Here is a 17,153-nt window from a genome sequence, read left to right as displayed (position 1 = left end):
GGGCAGACGAGTAAGGATTAAGACTAGGGCTTGCCCACGCACACTTAATGCCAGGCCGGCATGTAGGCCCCGAAAGCTTGCCAATATACCGGCCCACCGGCTTACGGCCCACCAAATCTTCACCCGCCGCCGTACCTTTGCTCCGTCGAACAGGCCTACCCGGCCCCGCTTGTTTTTATAAAGAGGCGCTGAGAGACAGGTTCTGCGACGCACCGGCACCCGTAGAAAGGCATTAGCCAACCCCCGACCCCGCGCGGAACGGTGCCAACCGAACCGGCCGCCAAACTATGGCGGCCCCAATAAAAGCCAGTGGCTCCTTCTGTTTTTTCGCCCGTTTATCGCAGTTTTTTTAGCGTTGCTGCCCCGTGGAGCCGGCGACGGGGGGTAGGCTGTTGTTGCTGAAAGTCAGCGGTGCGTCAGTAAGTTTTATCTGTTTTTTAGAGGGTTGACCAAGGCTGGCCGGGCGCGAATGCGTACCGGTCAGGCAAGTCAGTACAAGCCCGGAGTAGCCCTCCGCGCTACGTTAGTTTATGCTGAAAAAATCACTGGAGCTGCTGCGGCAGGAAGCGGCCGAGTCGGGCGCAGGAACTCTCAAACGAACGCTCAATGGCCTGAGCCTCATTGCCCTGGGGATTGGGGTTATCATTGGGGCGGGGCTGTTTTCGCTCACCGGCCTAGCGGCGGCCAACCACGCCGGGCCGGCCGTGACACTCTCCTTCGTAGTGGCGGCCGTGGGCTGCGCGTTCTCGGCCCTGTGCTACGCCGAGTTTGCGGCGCTGGTGCCGGTGGCGGGCTCGGCCTACACCTATTCCTACGCCACGATGGGCGAATTATTTGCCTGGATAATCGGCTGGGACCTTGTGCTCGAATACTCGGTGGGCGCCGCCACAGTGGCCATCAGCTGGTCGCAGTACCTCCTAAAATTTCTGGAAAAATATGGCCTGCACCTGCCCGCCCGCTTCGTGCTGTCGCCCTTCGAGTCGGCCACCCTACACGACGGCTCGGTGGTGCACGGCTACGCCAACGTGCCGGCTATGCTGGTGGTGCTGGCCATTACGGCGGTTATTATTCGGGGCACGTCGGGTTCGGCGTGGTTCAATGCGCTGGTAGTAGCTTTGAAAGTGGTGGTGGTTTTGGTATTTATTGCCTTGGGCTGGAAATACATCGACCCGGCCAATTACCATCCCTTCATCCCGGAAAATACCGGCAAGTTTGGCGAGTTTGGCTGGAGCGGCATTTTACGCGGGGCGGGGGTTATTTTCTTCGTCTTTATTGGCTTCGATATCGTAGCCACCATGGCCCAGGAAACTAAAAATCCGCAACGGAATATGCCCATTGGCATCTTGGGTTCGCTCATTGTCTGCACCATTTTATTCGTGCTATTCGGTTATGTGCTCACGGGCCTGGCAAATTATACCGAGTTCAAAAACAGCGCCGCGCCGGTGGCCATCGCCATTGAAAAAACGCCCTACGCCTGGCTCAGCGGGGCTATTATTCTGGCCATTCTCATCGGCTACACGTCGGTAATATTGGTCGATTTATTGGGGCAGTCGCGGGTATTTTTCTCGATGTCGAAAGATGGTCTCCTACCCCCCGCTTTTTCCCGCATCCACCCCAGGTTCCGCACGCCGGTCCAGTCCAATCTGCTGCTGGGCGCGTTCATTGCCGTATTTGCGGGCTTCGTGCCCATCAACATCGTGGGCGAAATGGTGAGTATCGGCACGCTGCTGGCCTTCGTGATGGTGTGCCTGGGTATTATTATTCTGCGCAAAACTGACCCCGACGCGCCGCGTAGCTTCCGCACGCCTTGGGTGCCGCTGGTGCCTATTCTGGGCATTATTACGTGCCTGGTCATGATGGCCAGCTTGCCTTGGGAAACCTGGCTGCGCCTGGCCGTGTGGCTGGCCATTGGGCTGGCTATTTACTACGGCTACGGGAAGAAACACAGTAAATTGCGGCAGGCGGCCGAAGGAAAAATACTGGAATAAATAGCCTATTAGGGGCATGCTGGCGAACATTTATACGCCCGATTACCTTATAAAAAGCCGCCCCGATAGTTTGCCAGAGCGGCTTTTTTAGTATTCTATGCCCGAGTCTCTCACCGCCCAGCAAATCGACCGCATTATTGAAATGGCCTGGGAAGACCGCACGCCCTTCGAGGCTATCTTAGCGCAGTTCGGCCTGGCCGAAGCGGAAGTTATTGTTTTGATGCGTCGCGAGTTGAAGCCTGCCTCCTGGCGCCGCTGGCGTGCCCGCGTGCAAGGCCGTGCTACCAAGCACCAAGCCAAAAGTGCCGTTGAAGGTGCCCGCTTCAAATCAGATTTGCAGCGGGTAATTACGGGTAATAAAATCTCAAAACGAGGATAGTTCAAGGGCTTAATTTCCTGGCTATTACTTACACGGAAATGATTTCAAATGCCAGTTTATTTCCCTACCCCCACCTTACGTGCTAACGCCGTTACTTCAGGTACCCAGCCGCTTAGCAGCAATCCTGCGCTGTAAAGTATCGTGAGCACCCCGCCGCGCAGCAGTAGCGTTAGCCAGATATTGGGGGGGGTAGGCAGCGCCCAGGCTATTACTGCCGAGCCGCCCGCCAGTGCTAGGATGTAGGCAATGCGCCGGTCAAACGGCTGCCAGCCGAAGCTGCGCCACACAAACCAGGTGCGTACCAGGTTGAGGGCCACCAGCGCCAGCGCATTTGAAATAGCTGCCCCCGTAAGGCCCAGCCGGGGAATCAATAAAGCATTGAGGATAATAATGCTCACTGCTAGCCCCACGTTGAAGAGCAGGTCATACCGGTAGCGCGGGCTCGTGACCACAATGATGCCGTTTACGCCCGTGATGCCGTCGGTGAGGCGGCCGGCCAGCAGCAGCAGCACCGCCACTGAGCCGGCGGCATATTCGGGCCGGTGAATGAGGCTGTATATAAAAGGCAAATTGAGCCCGATACCCAGCGCCAGGTAAGCGCCTAGCGCCGTGGTGAGGCGCGTGGTGCGGCGGTAAAAATCCTGCATCTTATCTGCTGCGCCGTCCTTCCAATACTCGGCAATGAGGGGGTAGGCGGTTTTGTACAAGGCCCGAAACGGCACCGCCAGCGCCATGCTGATATTGAGCGCGATGTTATAGATACCCGCGTCGGCAAAGCTGTGCGAACCCAGCATCAGTGAGTCGATGGTAACTAGCAGCGTGCCCGAAATATTACCCAGCAGCGCATAGCCGCCGAAGCGCACCAACTCGCCCACCGGCCGCACCCGCAGCACCGCCCGCGTGGGCCGCAAATGCAGCTCCCCAATAAAGCCTAAATACCCCAGCAGCAGCATCGAAATGAGCGCGTAGCAGCCCAAATACGCCAGCACAAACGTATCGAACGACCAGTAGCCCGCGCCATACAGCAGCGCCGAGCCCACGATGAGCAGGCGCTGGAGCACGTCGGTCAGAAAGGAGGAGAACGAGGTGTGAAACAGTGACTTGGTGTAAGCTTCGAGTAAGTTGTAGAGTAAAATGCACAGCGCCAAACCCAGCATTACGCCGTAGTGCGCGCCCAGCATCCCGGCATCGTGCGGGTACCAGCGCAACACTAGTGGCTGCCCCAGCAACAAAGCAACCACTACCCCGCAAAATACCCCCAGCGGCACGCCTAGCAGCAGCGGCAAAAATCCCGAATGTCCCGTCTCCCGGTTGCGAAAATAGGGAAAATACCGCAGCGTGGTGTTCGTAAAACCCAACGCCGACACCAGCGCGCCCATCGTGGCCAATGACACCAGCACCGACAGCAGCCCCAGCTGCGCCGGTGCCAGCAGTCGCGGCAGCACCAGCGTGGTATTGACGAAGCCAATGCCCAACCCGGCGTAGGAAATAAGTGTGTTGCGCAGACTCTGCCGCCGAACGATACCCAATTCGTTGAGTTAAAAGGTGAGAGTTAAGGATTAGCCAGGAGTTATTTCCTCGGCAATTTCGTGGCCGGTGAGGAAAGCCGCGCCCTGCTGCTGCAAATAGCCCATAATTTCGTGAAATTGTTGGGGGCCGTTCTGCGTATTGTTCGGGTCAAAATTCTCATTGTGCCAAAGAACAGTAGCTACGCCGCCGAATTTTCTTATTTCGGCAAATACGGGTTGTAAAAAAGGTAAAATTTCCTCTGGCACAAGCTGTAAGTAAGCTGGATGGTGCAGGGTAGTATCCATTACTACCAGCGGAATTTCCAGAAAAGTGGCCGCCCGCCCGGCAAAAAAATTAAAGGGATAAAAAGGTTGGCAATAACTGTTACGAAACCCTACGTGCTCGGCAAAACCCAACGTGCTATCATACCTGAAACCAGTTTCTTCTACCACGAAAATCGTGTAGCGTGGTGCCCAGCTCAGGTAGTGAAAGCGCAGCCCGCCGACTAAATAATTCGCCTCCGACTCGTCGCGCAATTTGAGCGCGTTGGTGGCCGTGCCGAGGCTGCCGTGCATGGCTATCTGGCAGCCCTGCTGGCGCAGGGCGTGGAAGCGTTGCCACAGCGCCGTAGTGAGTGGATAATCGGCGTTGGGCGTGCCGTTTAGGGCTTTTTCAGCGCTGGGTAAGATGAAAAAGGTAGATTTTGCTCCGTACTTGGCCGTGGCGGCGGCCACGGCCTCCAGGTTGTCCCAAGCGTCGGGCTGGGTCAGGTGCCGCCATAGCCGCTGGCCGAAAAGCCAGAATCTACCTTGCTGCAAAGCCGTTTTGGCGGGTGCTTTCCAGGCGCTGTGCAGGCGGTCTACATCGTGCGAGATGAATGCCGCAAACTCCGCCTGCTGGCTGCCCCAGCGGCGCAGGGCCAGCGCCTGGCCACCCACGTGCTCAATGGCCGTTTTTAGCACACTGAAATAATAGTTGACTACCGGCAGCATCACGAAATTATAGCTTCGCTGCACGCTCGCCGCGTAGGGAAAACGCTGATACTGGTCGCGCTCCGAGGAAAAATATTCTTGCCAGCCGCTCAATAAATAAAACGCCGCCGAAATAATATCCGCCGAAATAAAAACCTTGTGTTTTTCAAAAATAAGCAGTGGATTTTCGACTGAATTATCAAAGAAAAAAGGTACTTGCTGGCCCTGCCACTCGCGCCAGCACGGAGCGGGGGGGTAAGGGTTTATTTCGTTGAAGAAGTCGCCACTCAGGTCCGCTATTTCCACCTCAGGCCGTGTGGCCGGGTAGCCCACCGCCACGGCCTGTGCGCCGGGGTAGGCGAGAGTAAAATGCTGGAGCACGTAGGCCAGGCGCGTCTCCGCGGAGACGGGCACAGGGGCGGGCGACGGCAGAATGGGGGCGGGCATGAAGCCGCAAATTACGCGCCGCCGGGCGGGGTAGCCAACCATTCTGCCAGCCGGCGCAGGGCCAGTACTTGGCTGTGGCCTTCATCAGGCGTGCCCAGCGTGGCATTGTAGTAGGTCGCGCGGCGGTAGAGGTCGGGGGCCTTGTGCCGGGCCAGGCGGGTGAGGGCGGCGGCCAGTTCGGCGTGCGAATGTGCCCACTCGCTGAGGCCGTGGGCGGCGTAGCCGTAGTAGTCGGCCAGGGTGGGACTCGGCGAGAAGCGGTAGTACACGCTGGCCACGTTGAGCAGCGTGGCTTCGAGGTGAGTGCTGGTGTCGGCGGCCACCAGCGCATCGTGCTTTTGCAAAAACTCAAACACGTTTTCCTGGTGCGGGTCTGACCAGCGCAAGGGGGGTAGGGCCTGGCGCAGGGCGCTGAAATCGCGGCGGTCACCGGGGTGCGGGCGCAGCGTGAAGATTAATTTCGGCAGCTCGCGCAGTAGGTAGGCCAGGGTATCGGCCACGGCGGGCAGCTCGTCGAGCAGATTGCAGGCCACGGCCACGCGGCGCACGGCCGGCGCGAGATTGCGCTCCGCCAGAAAAGCGTCGGCCTTAGGCATTCCTACCAGTTCGACGCGGCCACGCACGGGGCCGCACTGGCGGTATTTGTCCAGCGCATCCTGGCCTTCGAGCAAGCTCAAATCAAAGCTCAGGGGTGGGAAATTGGTGCTCACGCTGGCGTGCTGCACGTAGGCAGTGGGTACACTCTCGGCGCGGCAGGCCAGCAGCAGGGCGCGGCTGTCGTCGTTGTGGTCGTTGGCAAATATCACCGCCCGCGGCCGGTAGTGCCGCAAGGCCCGCCGGTACACCTCGTAGTAGCCCACGGCGTAAAAAACGAGGTCGAAAAACCGCGTGGCCCGGCTGCCCACCAGCCGCCGTAGCCCAAGCAGCGCCGCCGGATACTGCCCGTAGTACAGAATTTTGCGCCGCAACGAGAGTCGGTTTACTACCCCCCCGTAGCGCCCGATATTCTTGCCCTGGCCCGCCACCAGCACCGCATCGGGCCGCGCCTTAGCAATGAACTGCAGCGCCTCATAATTATTGGCGCTCACCACGTAGAGCCAGGTCGCGCCCGCCAGCTTATCGGGGTTTTTAATGAGTTGAAACACATTGCCCACCAGCCGCAGTACTGCGTAGCCGGCCACCCGCGCCAGTCGCCGGGCCGGGTTGGCGGGCGAAATAGCTTCTAGTAATTCTGCTGGAAAATGAGCAAAATGGTCAGTAAAGCGAACGTATAAAATATCCCGCAAGCGATGCGGAAAATCAACTGGTTGGGCAGTTGCCAGACAAATAGGAATGGCCGAGCTATCCAATATGCCGAACCAACATAAAGGCTTCCGCCAGCGACTGACCCGTTACGACGCCCCAGCGCTGGGCTAATAGCCGTAGTGCCTCCGGCGAACGTGGATGGGGGTAAGGCCGCTTTTCAAACTCGTAAGCTTCCATGCCCGCAATTTTGGCTGCTACGTCTTCCTCGGTTACCGTTAAAAAGAAATTAGGAAGAAAAGGCTGCGGATAGCTAGCTGCCTGCCACTCAGTAGAGGATGGAGTTTCGCAGGCTAGAATAGTGCGCATAGGCTCGCCGGGCAATGGACGGCAGGCCGTTACGACAGCCTCAAAGGTGCGGCGGTGGTCAATATTAGTGTCGCCGCCGTGGTGCGTAAAAACTAGGGTAGGCTGAAAAGATTCCTTCTCTTGTTCCACCACTTTGATGATATCCAGTAAGTTTACCGAATCGAAGCGGTTGTCGGCAAAGTCGTAGATACCCGTGGAGGCGTAGCCGATAGCTGCCGCCGCTCGCCCGATATTGGTGCGGTGGGTAGCTAAGTCGGCCGCCCACCGCTCACTGTCGCGGGTGGTGGAGCGGGAGGTAAGACCCTCGCCCAGAATAATTGCGCGCGCCTCGCAGCCGTGACGCTGCACCAAGCGATGAATGCTAGCTCCTAAGCCCAGTAACTCATCATCTGGATGAGCTACTACCACCAAAACCTTCTGATTGTCAATGTTAAGGCAGGTCATTAGGCGAATAAAGTAGACGGCGATATTCTTCTGGTAGTACTGATGAAAAAGGCTTGCCGGTGAAAAATTTAATACCTCGCCGCCGCAAATAATCCCGGAAGTCTTCTTCTATGCGCGTGAAAGTACCTTGGGTTTTTAGCGTACTCAAGTTAAAAATCACCTCATTACAGCGGATAAGATGCTTATCCTCATCATAGTGCAACTCAGCTTGCAGGTCTTTGTAAGCAGCTAGCTCAATATAATCGTGCAGAACCTGCCGCATCAAGTTTGCATTGCGCGCCGGGTTATGGCTAGGATACACATTTTCTTTTAACACCCTCACCGGAATACCACCGGCCAAGCAACCATCAGGTAAATCTTTGTTGATAAGCGTATTAGTGCCAATAACTACGTTATTACCAATACGCCGGTTGGGTAATACTGTAGAGCGCGCCGGCAGCCACACATGGTGCCCGATGCTAACGGGTCCAAAATCAGCCGGAAAGCCGTCCAGAATGGGTAGAAACGAGCCGTGCGTCCACACTGCTACATCTTCGCCAATGCCCACGTGCTCGCCAATATCAATGCGGTGATTAGTATTCAGAGTAATGCGCGCGCAAATCATAGAGTATGAACCTACGGTGAGGTGAGCATCGGGGCTGAATTTGCCACCATGTCCTACCGTCACGTGCGAGTCCCAAAATATATATTCTCCGAGCTTAATAGTGCGGGCCGTCAGCGTATTATGACTGCCAATAGTAGTGAGCATGCCAATTTCCAGGCGTTGGCCCACCAGGAAAGCATTATGAGACCCAATCGTTACGTCGTCGCCAATAATACATTCCGTAGCCCGGATGGCCGTATGCGGGCCAATCTGGACATTGTGACCCAGTTGGAGATGCTCGGCAATGATGTAGCTGCCGTTTTCAAAGCGGTGAATTTGCATAGAATAGGGTCGATTAGGGTGGAAATAGGTTGCACAAATAAGGCAGCCTCCGCCCGTACGTTAATCGGAGTGTACTAGGAATTACTAGAGCATATCCCAGCCAAGAGCGGTGCCTCGGCGCAGGTTGCGCCGAGCGGGTCGGCCTAGCACTTGCGGTAGTAAATGGGGGGGTAGGCCGTAGCCCGGCCGGATAACCCGCACGTTGTCGTGGGTAAGAGTCTCGCCCTCAGTCACATCTTGCACCACATAAAGGGAGCGCCGAAAGGCCAGCGACTTGCGCTCGGCCGGGGTAGGACCGTAGAATACCTGGCCAAGTGCCTGGTGCGCCTGGCTGCACTCCTGCACGAGGCGTGCCATTTCGGCGGGCTCCAGCGAAAAAGAGGCGTCAGGGCCGCCGTCGGCGCGGCTCAGTGTCAGGTGCTTCTCAATAACGGTAGCCCCAAGCACGGTAGCGGCGATACTCACGCCAGTGCCCAGCGTATGGTCGGAAAGACCCACTTGGCAGTCGAATAGCTCGCGTAGGTGTGGAATGGTGTGTAAGTTAGTATCATGCGGTTTGGCGGGGTAGGTGCTGGTACATTTGAGTAATACCAGTTGCTCGTTGCCTTCGGCCCGCACGATGCTGACTATGCGTTCTAAATCGGCTAAGTTGGCCATGCCGGTCGAAACAATAATGGGCTTGCCCGTCTGGGCCGCTCGCCGAATAAGTTCGGGCCAGTTATTCTCAAACGACGCGATTTTAAAGGCCGGACAGCCTACGCCCTCTAAAAACTCGATGGCCTCGATGCCAAACGGTGAGCTGAAGCCCACCATGCCGCGTTCTTGGGCGCGAGCAAAGATGGCGGCGTGCCACTCAAAGGGCGTAAAGTTGGTGGTATACAACTCGTAGAGCGATTGGCCTTCCCAATCCTGATTGGCTCCGCGCACCACAAAATCCGGCTCCCTGCTATCGAGTGTCAGCATATCGGGCGTACTAGTCTGTATTTTCAAGCCTTGGCAGCCCGCATCGGCGGCTGCATCCACAATAGCTAGGGCGCGTTCCAGGGACTGGCCGTGGTTACCCGACATCTCAGCAATAATAAACGGCGGCTGGCCGGCCCCGATGCGATGGCCTCCCAACGTAATCTCTTGCATAATAAATAGTTAAGAATCAAGTGGAAAATCGAGCCGAAAAGTTTCATATACTTTCCCATGCAAAGTAACGGCCGCCTGTCGTATAAACCGCAGCCGCTCAAATACCCGCGCCGAGGTAATGTTGCCGGCCTGCACCTGGCCTACTACAGCCCCACCCGCTAGCGCCGGCCGCTCATGGCGCAGCCGTTGCAGGGCTCGCTTTAGTAGTACCGCGCCTAAGCCCTGTCCCCGGTAGGCCGCGGCTACTGAATAATCAAGGAGGCCAGGTTGGCTAGGTGCCTCGAATTCAATTCGAACCTGGCCCACCGGTTCGCCAGCGGCAGTGGTCATAATATATAAGTAAGCGTCGGTATCTTGCAGTCGTTGGCTAAACCACGCCACATGAGTGGGCCAGCTAATGGGTTCCGAGTGAATGGCGTGGTAACGCACCGCCGGGTCGTTAGCCCAGTCGAAATAGCGTGCCGCATCAGCGGCGGTAGCCCGGCGCACGGGATAGCGCTGGTAAGCCGCAAGCTCCGCAAAAATTTTCTGTAGCCGTTGGTTGGCCAAGCCATCGAACAGCTTGCGCTGCCGGGGCAATTGGTGGGCAGCCAGCATGGCCAACTGGGATTCGGGTAGCATAAGACCATCGGCCAAGGGTAGGGCTAATTCGCCCCGCACCAGGAATTCGAGCAGCGCCCGCTGGTTGTCGGCTGTGGGATGCAGCAGTACCGCGCCGCCCGCCGCGCAGCACTCGTAAGCTACGCCGCTGGGTGGGCAGACGAAAACCTGGCAGGTCCGCAACAAAGAGGCTAATTCAGTAGCAGATATATTTCTGTAAAATGATACTAATGGCCCGTAAGTACGTGCCGCAACTTGCAGCGTGGCTTGGTGGGGGTAGGCCGCCCCCGTTACAATCTCCAAGTGATGGCTCGGAAATTGCTCCCGTAGGCGAGGTAATAAGGCCAGCGTTTGGTTAGTCGGGTCTGCCCCACCCATATTAAGGAACAGTCGCGGTGGTGAAGTAGCAAAATGGTATTGTGAGCGTTGCCAAAAGGCAGGTCGTAGCAGCGCATAAGCCGGCCCCAGGCAAAGGCGGGCCAGTGGTACCTGGTCGTAGACCGCTGGCCCTACCCCCCCCGCTTGATTAAGCACCACCGAAGCCCAATTGGGCGGCGTAATCAAGTCATCTAAGCAAACCAGGGCGGCCCCTGTCGCCGCTAGTAGGCATTGGTAGGCGGGCGAAAAGTGATAGCCATCGAGTACCAAAATATCGCTGGGGCGTAGCCAACTAGCTAACCAAGCGGCCTCGGGTAAACCAGCCGAAATAGCCAGCGGTACTTGCCGCACAATTAATGCTGCCGCTACTATCTGTTGCCGTAGTGCCGACGTGGGGTTTCGAAGAACAAAAATCTTTTCAATCGCCGGCTGCAATGCTTGCGCTAGCGCCTGGCAGCGCACCACGTGGCCCAGACCGGTAGCCGGGTTGCCATCGGCCCGAAATATTACGCGGCTACTAGGAAGTAAAGAATTGAAAGCAGACACCAAGTGTGAAAGTAAGGATAAGCAATTTCAGGTCGCTATCGGATTGGTTGGGAAAAGTAAGTTAAGAAAACAAATAAGAAGTTGCGAAGTAAGGAATGCCTCCACTGTAATTTTGCTGGACTACCATAAGCGAGTACCTTATTTTTATTTATGAAGAACACCTACTTTCAAGCTGCCATATTATTGCTGGGCCTGCTTACTTGCGTAGCTCCTAGTGCCAGCCGAGCCCAGGGCCAAGCGCAAAACTGGTACTTCGGCGACCATGCGGCAGTACGCTTCAATGCAGGTGGCCCGGTGGCCCTCACCGATGGCGCACTGGTAAGCTATGAGGGCTGCGCTACCCTGTCTGACCCTAGTGGCCAACTATTGGCCTACTCTAATGGGGAGGCGGTTTGGGATAGGCAGCACAAGGTTATGCCTAACGGGGCCAGCGGCTTGGGCGGTCATAATTCAGCCTCCCAAAGCTCGCTGCTGTTGCCCTTGCCTGGTAGCTCAACTAAAGTCTATCTTTTCTGTCAAGATGCTATTGACAATGACTTAGTGGGCGGATTGCGCTACTCTGTCTTGGATTTTACGCTGCGCGGCGGTTTGGGCGATGTTACCACTACAAAAGGAATTATACTACCAACGCCTACGGTAGGGGGTAGGGTGACGGAAAAGATGACGGCCGTGCGCCATGCCAACGGGCGTGACTATTGGATAGTAGTACACGGCTGGCAGTCAAATGCCTTTTATAGTTTTCTTCTATCACCCACTGGCGTAGCCGTGGCCCCGATAACCAGCGCTGTGGGCTCTGTACATCAAGGTGGCGGGAGCTTTTTTGGCGATGGCAACGCGATAGGCTGCATGAAGGTGTCGCCCGATGGTAAGCACTTAGCCCTAGCTAAGCGGGATGATTTAACTGAACTCTACGACTTTGATAATGCTACGGGGCAGGTGTCAAACTACATGCCGCTGCAAGCCAGTTCTTATAACTACGGAATAGAGTTTTCGCCAGATAATTCGCGTCTGTATGTATCCTTAGTTTTAAATGGCCAGATACTTCAATACAATCTACAAGCGGGGTCGGCGGCGGCCATCCGAGCCTCGGCTATGGTGGTTGGAACGGGTAATGGACGATTTGGCAGCCTTCAACGGGGGCCAGACGACCGCATTTACGTAGCAGCCTTTACTAGTAATTACTTAGATGTAATTTCAAATCCTAATGCGTTAGGTATGGCTTGCAACTACCAGGTTAATGCAGTGTCGCTAGGTGGTAAAATAGACCAAAATGGTTTGCCTAATATGCCAAATGCGTTTGCCGCCCCAATTATTACTGTCGCCTTTACTAGCAATCCCACTTGTGCGAATGCTGCGGTCAGCTTTGTTGCTACTACTACGCCCGTAGTACCTACTGCTACCGCCACTTGGAACTTCGGCGACCCAGCTTCGGGCAGCGCGAACACGACTACGGGCTTCACCCCCACGCACGTGTATGGCCAGGGTGGTACTTACCAAGTGACGCTGGCAGTGTCATATCCGGGGCTGGCCACGCCCCTTACCGTCACCCAGGCCGTCACGGTAGCACCATTGCCGCAAGTGCGGCTGGGGCGCGATACAACGCTGTGCGGCAGCCAGTTACTACTATCGGCCGGCGCGCAGCCGGCCGGCGCTACCTACCGCTGGCAGGATGGCAGTACCAGCGCTACCTACCTGGCCAGGGCCAGCGGGCGCTACCGGGTGGCCGTAACTTCGGCGGCCGGCTGCACCAGCACCGACTCGTTGCGCGTGACCCTAAATATCGCGCCTACCCCCCGCCTGCCGGCCGATACTACCGTCTGCGCCGCCTCCGTGCTGTTGCGGCCGGGCGGGCAACTGGCCGGCACAACTTATCGCTGGCAGGATGGCAGCACCAGCGCCACGTATCTGGCTCAAAGCAGCGGCACGTATACCGTGCAGGTGACCACGCCGCAAGGCTGCATCGCCACGGCTACCAGCCAGGTGCAACTGGGCCAGGCCCCGGTAGTAAGCCTAGGGGCCGATACGCTGGTGTGTCCCAACGCGGTGTGGACCCTGCGCACCAATCCGCAGCCAGCCGGCACCCTGTTTCGCTGGCAAGATGGCTCTACTGCCCCCACCTACGTGGCGCACGGGCCGGGTCAATATTCGGTGCAAGTAAGAACCTCAACCGCCGGTTGCTCGGCTAGCGCTACGCAAATAGCCAATGCGGCTAGCTGCCCGGTAGTAATTCCAAATATCATTACTCCCAACGGCGACCAACAAAACGAGTTTTTTACCCTCAAAGGGCTCACGCCGGCCGACTGGCACCTGAGCATTTTTGACCGTTGGGGCCGCCAAGTGTACGAGCAGGCTCGTTATGACAATCAATGGAATGCCATGGGCCAGGCATCCGGCATCTATTACTATTTACTTAAAAATGCGGGCACCGGCGAATTCTACAAAGGCTGGGTTGAGGTAATGCGAGGCAACTAATTTACCGTTGCACGTTATTCGCGTTCACGGCCGCCAACCAGGGGTAGCGGGCCAGCAGCGCGGGCAGCCCGGCCGGGTCGGTGAGCGAAAAATTGCTCCCCAGCTGCATAAACAGCAGGCTTAAAAAAGCGTAGTCGCTTGGGTAATCCACGGTGAGGCGCAGCGCCGCGACGGTGGGCTCCACAGCCAGCGCCAGGGTTTCGAGGCGGAACAACTCGGGGTGGCGGCGTAGGTAGGGCGTCACGTGCTCGCGCTCGTCGGGCTGTCGGGCTTCGGCGTGGGCGCGGCGCAACGCGGTGGCGCTAAGCACCTCCATATTAGTGCCTAATGGCAGGCCGCTAGTGTGGGTATAGTCGGCCCCAGTGGCTAGGTGATGGGCCACAGCTGCATCCAAAAACGCCGGGTCAATGGCCGGATTATCCCCCGTGAGGCGCACCACGGTGGTAGCCGGCAGCGCCGTTTCCAAAGCCCCTGCGAAGCGGCTCAGCACGTCAGTTTCCGAGCCCCGAAACACGCCTACCCCCAGCCGGCCGGCTAGCGCGGCCAACTCCGCATCTGGTGGCGCAGTAGAGGTAGCCACCACGATTTGGGTGATAGAAGCCGCCTGCCGCGCCCGTGCTACCACGTGGCCCAGCAGCGTGTGCTCATCAGTAGTGGCCGAGAGGGGTAGGGGTAGCCGCGATTTGCCCGGCAGCCGCGACGACCCCAGCCGGGCTTGAATGAGCGCGATGGTCATGACTTCTCGTTTTAAATAAGAGTAAATAAGAACGTCATGCTGAACGTAGAGATGCTTCTTTCGGGACGCCAGATGAGTATGACACGTTCTTGCGCCGAAATCTACCGAATTGTCCAGCCGCCATCCACCACTAGGTTGTGGCCAGTCACGAAGTCCGCGGCTTTGGAGCTGAGAAACACGAAGGCCCCAGCCAAATCCTGCGGCTCACCCACCCGGCCCAGCGGAATGCGCTGCCGCAGCTCGCCCTCAAACTCTGCGTTCTCCCGCACCTTGTCGGCTGGAAAGGCTCCCGGCGATACGCAATTAACTTGAATATGCTCCGGCCCCAGGTATGAAGCGAAGTACTTGGTTAGCTGAATCATCGCTGCCTTGCCGGCCCCGTAGTGCGGCGGGTTCAGAAACTGCGGCGCGTCAGCATAGGCTCCAAAGTCTGGCGCGACTACGCCGTACATGGAGGCCACATTGATGATTTTGCCGCCGCCCGCCTCCCGCAGGTAGGGTAGCACCTCGCGCAGGCAGCGATAGGCGGTACCCACTGAGCCATCGAGGCCCAGCGCGAAATCGGCATCGGGCAGCGCATCGGGCTGCTGCCCCCGGCTGTAATAGGCGTTATTAATAAGCACGCCCGGCGGCCCAAACTGGTCGAAGCTTTGCCGAAAAGCCGCTTGCACCGAAGCCGTTTCAGCCACGTCGCAAAAAATGAAATGCAGATTTTCAGGGCTCTCTCCGAAAGCAGCGGTAAACTTTTCGCCGCTGCGGCCCAGCACGACCACCCGCGCCCCGTGGGCCAGCAGGCCCGCCGCAATGGCCCGGCCCAGGTGCCCGTAGCCGCCCGTCAGCAGCACGGTCTGACCGGTAAGGTCAAATATGGTTTGGTAAAAAGTGGCGGTTAGGGGCGCGGCGGCCATGCGTAGGGCAGAATAAAGGTGTCGGAATCTTCCGCCAGCTCGGTCAGGACCGGACGCAGCTTTTCGGCGGCGGCCAGGTACGCGGCGGCGGCCAGATTCTCGTGCAAATTAGCCACCGAATCAACCCCAATCACCGCCCGCGCCACGCCCGGCGCGCCAGCTGCAAATAGCAGCAGTGCCGCCGGCAGTGGCACGCCCGCCCCAGCCGTCAGCGCGCGCAGCCGCGTCAGCTTGGCGGCCAACGACTGGAAAAAGGAGGGTAGCGCCGCCGGCTCGCGCAACAATAAGCCTTGCAAAAATGCCGACCGCACGTGCACTTCCACGCCCCACGCCGCCAGCCGGGGCAATACCGCCGTAAAGCGCTGGTCAAGCACGTTATACGGTACTTGCACCAGGTCCACATCCCAGCCTTCGGCCAGCAGCCATTCGGCCTCGTGCGGGTGGTAGAGCGACACGCCGATGCGCCCTACCTGCCCCGCCGCTCGCGCCGCTTGCAGTGCCCGCCAGGCCGTCGGCTCGGCTTGCAGCGGCCCGAAAGCATGGAACAAGACGCCATACAACCGGCTCCGTCGCAGCCGGGCCAACGACGCGGCCAAGTGCCATACTACCTCGGCCGGCGGTCCGGCGGGTAGCTTGGTAATTATCTCAAAGCCACTGTCTTCTTTCAGAATTTCCCCTAGCCGCGCCTCACTATTGCCGTAGGCGGCGGCCGTGTCGAGCAGGGTGAGCCCGGCGGCGCGGGCGGCCGCCAGCACCTCGGCCACGGCCGCCGGGGTGGGCTGGCCGGCCTCATTATTAAGGCCGTAGGCCAGGCCAAACTGCGCCGTGCCCAAGGCCAGCCGGCCAGTCAGCTCGCGCAGTTGAGTGGGGGTAGGGGCCGCATTCACAAAGTGGGATTGTGCGCCACGAACTCGCGCACGCAGTCAATTACGTAGCCTTGCTCCTCGTCGGTGAGGGTAGGGTAGAGCGGCAGGCTGAGGCAGCGGGCGTAATACGCCTCGGCGTGCGGAAAATCGCCGAATTTCCAGCCCAGGTTTTCGTAGTATGGCATGCGGTGCACGGGCACGTAGTGCACCTGCGCCAGGATATTTTTGGTGCGTAAAAAGTCGTAGAGCCCGCGCCGGTTGGCCACCTGCACCACGTAGAGGTGGTAGGCGTGGCCCGGCCGGCCGGGGGCCAGCACCTCCACGCCCGGCAGCGCCGCAAAGGCGGCATCGTACTGCGCGGCCAGTGCGCGGCGGCGCGCCAGGCCGGTCTCGGCGCGGGCCAGCTGGCTGAGACCTAGCGCACAATTAATATCTGAAATGCGGTAGTTGTAGCCCAGCTCCTGCATTTCCATGTACCAGCCGCCCTCGTCCTGGCGCAACAGGCCGGTGGCTTCGCGCTCAATGCCGTGGGTGCGCAGCCGGCGCAGGCGCTGGTACAAGGCCTCGTCGTTGGTGGTCACCATGCCGCCCTCGCCAGTGGCGATGTGCTTGACGGGGTGAAAGCTGAAAATGGCTAAATTAGCCAACTGCCCGCTACCGCACTGCTGCTCAACGCGCTGGCTATCCACAAAAAAGCCACCCGGCGCGTGGCAGGCATCCTCAATCAGCCAGAGGCCAAACTCGTCGGCCAGCGCCCGCGCCGCCGCCATATCCACGGCCAGCCCAGCAAAATCCACCGGAATTAAGCCTGTGAAATACTCTTTTGGATGCGCTTCGAGCAGATGCCTAACCGCTTGCAAGTCAATTAGTCCGGTAGCCGGGTCAATATCGGCGAAATGCACTTCGCCGCCGCAGTAGCGCACGCAGTTGGCCGAGGCGGCGAAGGTGATAGGGGTAGTAATGACGCGCTGGCCCGGCTGCACGTTCAGCGTCAGCGCGCACAGGTGCAGGGCGGCCGTACCGTTGCTCACGGCCACGGCATACTTTGCCCCCACATAGGCCGCGAATTTCTCCTCAAACTCTGCCACGCGCGGACCCTGGGTCAGGAAATCGGAGCGCAGCGCGGCCACGACGGCGGCTACGTCCTCGTCCGTAACGTGCTGGCGGCCATAGGGTAGCGTTTGCATAAATTATAACTTTTTGATAGAGATTAAGGCTTACACAAAATCGGTTGTCGTT

At 58.3% G+C, this 17,153-nt stretch carries 14 protein-coding genes and 1 riboswitch; of the genes, 3 read left to right on the top strand and 11 right to left on the bottom strand.

Annotation, left to right across the window (positions count from 1 at the left end; all coding sequences use genetic code 11):
* The first annotated feature begins 172 nt into the window (after window positions 1–172).
* Window positions 173–306: riboswitch (SAM riboswitch) on the top strand.
* A gap of 224 nt (window positions 307–530) precedes the next feature.
* Together LC531_RS10075 and LC531_RS10070 are read left to right on the top strand one after the other, a co-directional pair.
* The gene (locus LC531_RS10075; RefSeq protein ID WP_223650165.1) at window positions 531–1,988 is read left to right on the top strand and encodes an amino acid permease; all 1,458 of its coding nucleotides are present in this window, start codon (window positions 531–533) and stop codon (window positions 1,986–1,988) included.
* A gap of 97 nt (window positions 1,989–2,085) precedes the next feature.
* Window positions 2,086–2,367 carry a TIGR03643 family protein gene (locus tag LC531_RS10070; protein WP_223650164.1) on the top strand — a complete coding sequence of 94 codons (282 nt, stop codon included), beginning with the start codon at window positions 2,086–2,088 and terminating at the stop codon, window positions 2,365–2,367.
* 56 nt (window positions 2,368–2,423) lie between these two features.
* Here the strand turns inward: LC531_RS10070 and LC531_RS10065 are convergent, their stop codons facing one another.
* The 7 genes from LC531_RS10065 to LC531_RS10035 form a co-directional block, all read right to left on the bottom strand.
* Window positions 2,424–3,896: an oligosaccharide flippase family protein gene (locus LC531_RS10065; RefSeq protein ID WP_223650163.1), complete on the bottom strand. Its 1,473-nt coding sequence runs from the start codon at window positions 3,894–3,896 to the stop codon at window positions 2,424–2,426.
* A 30-nt stretch (window positions 3,897–3,926) separates the two neighbouring features.
* Window positions 3,927–5,294: a DUF7033 domain-containing protein gene (locus tag LC531_RS10060; RefSeq protein WP_223650162.1), complete on the bottom strand. Its 1,368-nt coding sequence runs from the start codon at window positions 5,292–5,294 to the stop codon at window positions 3,927–3,929.
* Between the two features lie 11 nt (window positions 5,295–5,305).
* Complete coding sequence (locus LC531_RS10055; protein ID WP_223650161.1) at window positions 5,306–6,580, bottom strand: glycosyltransferase family protein; 1,275 nt, start codon at window positions 6,578–6,580, stop codon at window positions 5,306–5,308.
* Window positions 6,581–6,635: 55 nt separating this feature from the next.
* Window positions 6,636–7,349, bottom strand: coding sequence for a PIG-L deacetylase family protein (locus LC531_RS10050; RefSeq protein WP_223650160.1), 714 nt, complete (start codon window positions 7,347–7,349; stop codon window positions 6,636–6,638).
* The gene (locus tag LC531_RS10045) at window positions 7,336–8,274 is read right to left on the bottom strand and encodes an acyltransferase (protein WP_223650159.1); all 939 of its coding nucleotides are present in this window, start codon (window positions 8,272–8,274) and stop codon (window positions 7,336–7,338) included. Before LC531_RS10045 ends, LC531_RS10050 begins: the two co-directional genes overlap by 14 nt.
* An 84-nt stretch (window positions 8,275–8,358) precedes the next feature.
* The gene (gene pseI / locus LC531_RS10040) at window positions 8,359–9,408 is read right to left on the bottom strand and encodes a pseudaminic acid synthase (RefSeq protein WP_223650158.1); all 1,050 of its coding nucleotides are present in this window, start codon (window positions 9,406–9,408) and stop codon (window positions 8,359–8,361) included.
* Window positions 9,409–9,417: 9 nt separating this feature from the next.
* The gene (locus tag LC531_RS10035) at window positions 9,418–10,194 is read right to left on the bottom strand and encodes a GNAT family N-acetyltransferase (RefSeq protein ID WP_223650157.1); all 777 of its coding nucleotides are present in this window, start codon (window positions 10,192–10,194) and stop codon (window positions 9,418–9,420) included.
* Between the two features lie 2,022 nt (window positions 10,195–12,216).
* On the opposite strand from LC531_RS10035, the gene LC531_RS10030 reads away from it, so the two are divergent.
* Window positions 12,217–13,404, top strand: a complete 1,188-nt coding sequence (locus tag LC531_RS10030; protein ID WP_223650156.1) for a T9SS type B sorting domain-containing protein — start codon at window positions 12,217–12,219, stop codon at window positions 13,402–13,404.
* A gap of 1 nt (window position 13,405) precedes the next feature.
* Here the strand turns inward: LC531_RS10030 and LC531_RS10025 are convergent, their stop codons facing one another.
* From LC531_RS10025 to pseC, 4 genes are all read right to left on the bottom strand, one after another.
* Entirely contained in the window at window positions 13,406–14,140 is a 735-nt protein-coding gene (locus tag LC531_RS10025; protein WP_223650155.1) for a cytidylyltransferase domain-containing protein, read from the bottom strand.
* A 101-nt stretch (window positions 14,141–14,241) separates the two neighbouring features.
* Window positions 14,242–15,048, bottom strand: coding sequence for an SDR family oxidoreductase (locus LC531_RS10020; protein WP_223650154.1), 807 nt, complete (start codon window positions 15,046–15,048; stop codon window positions 14,242–14,244).
* The gene (locus LC531_RS10015; protein WP_223650153.1) at window positions 15,030–15,935 is read right to left on the bottom strand and encodes an aldo/keto reductase; all 906 of its coding nucleotides are present in this window, start codon (window positions 15,933–15,935) and stop codon (window positions 15,030–15,032) included. The genes LC531_RS10020 and LC531_RS10015 overlap by 19 nt, the downstream gene beginning before the upstream one ends.
* A complete protein-coding gene (gene pseC / locus LC531_RS10010; RefSeq protein ID WP_223650152.1) occupies window positions 15,932–17,101 on the bottom strand; it encodes a UDP-4-amino-4,6-dideoxy-N-acetyl-beta-L-altrosamine transaminase in 1,170 nt (389 codons plus the stop codon). The genes LC531_RS10015 and pseC overlap by 4 nt, the downstream gene beginning before the upstream one ends.
* Window positions 17,102–17,153: the final 52 nt, after the last annotated feature.

Source organism: Hymenobacter psoromatis (assembly GCF_020012125.1).
GTDB lineage: Bacteria > Bacteroidota > Bacteroidia > Cytophagales > Hymenobacteraceae > Hymenobacter > Hymenobacter psoromatis.
This window is presented reverse-complemented; position numbering and strand designations above follow the sequence as displayed.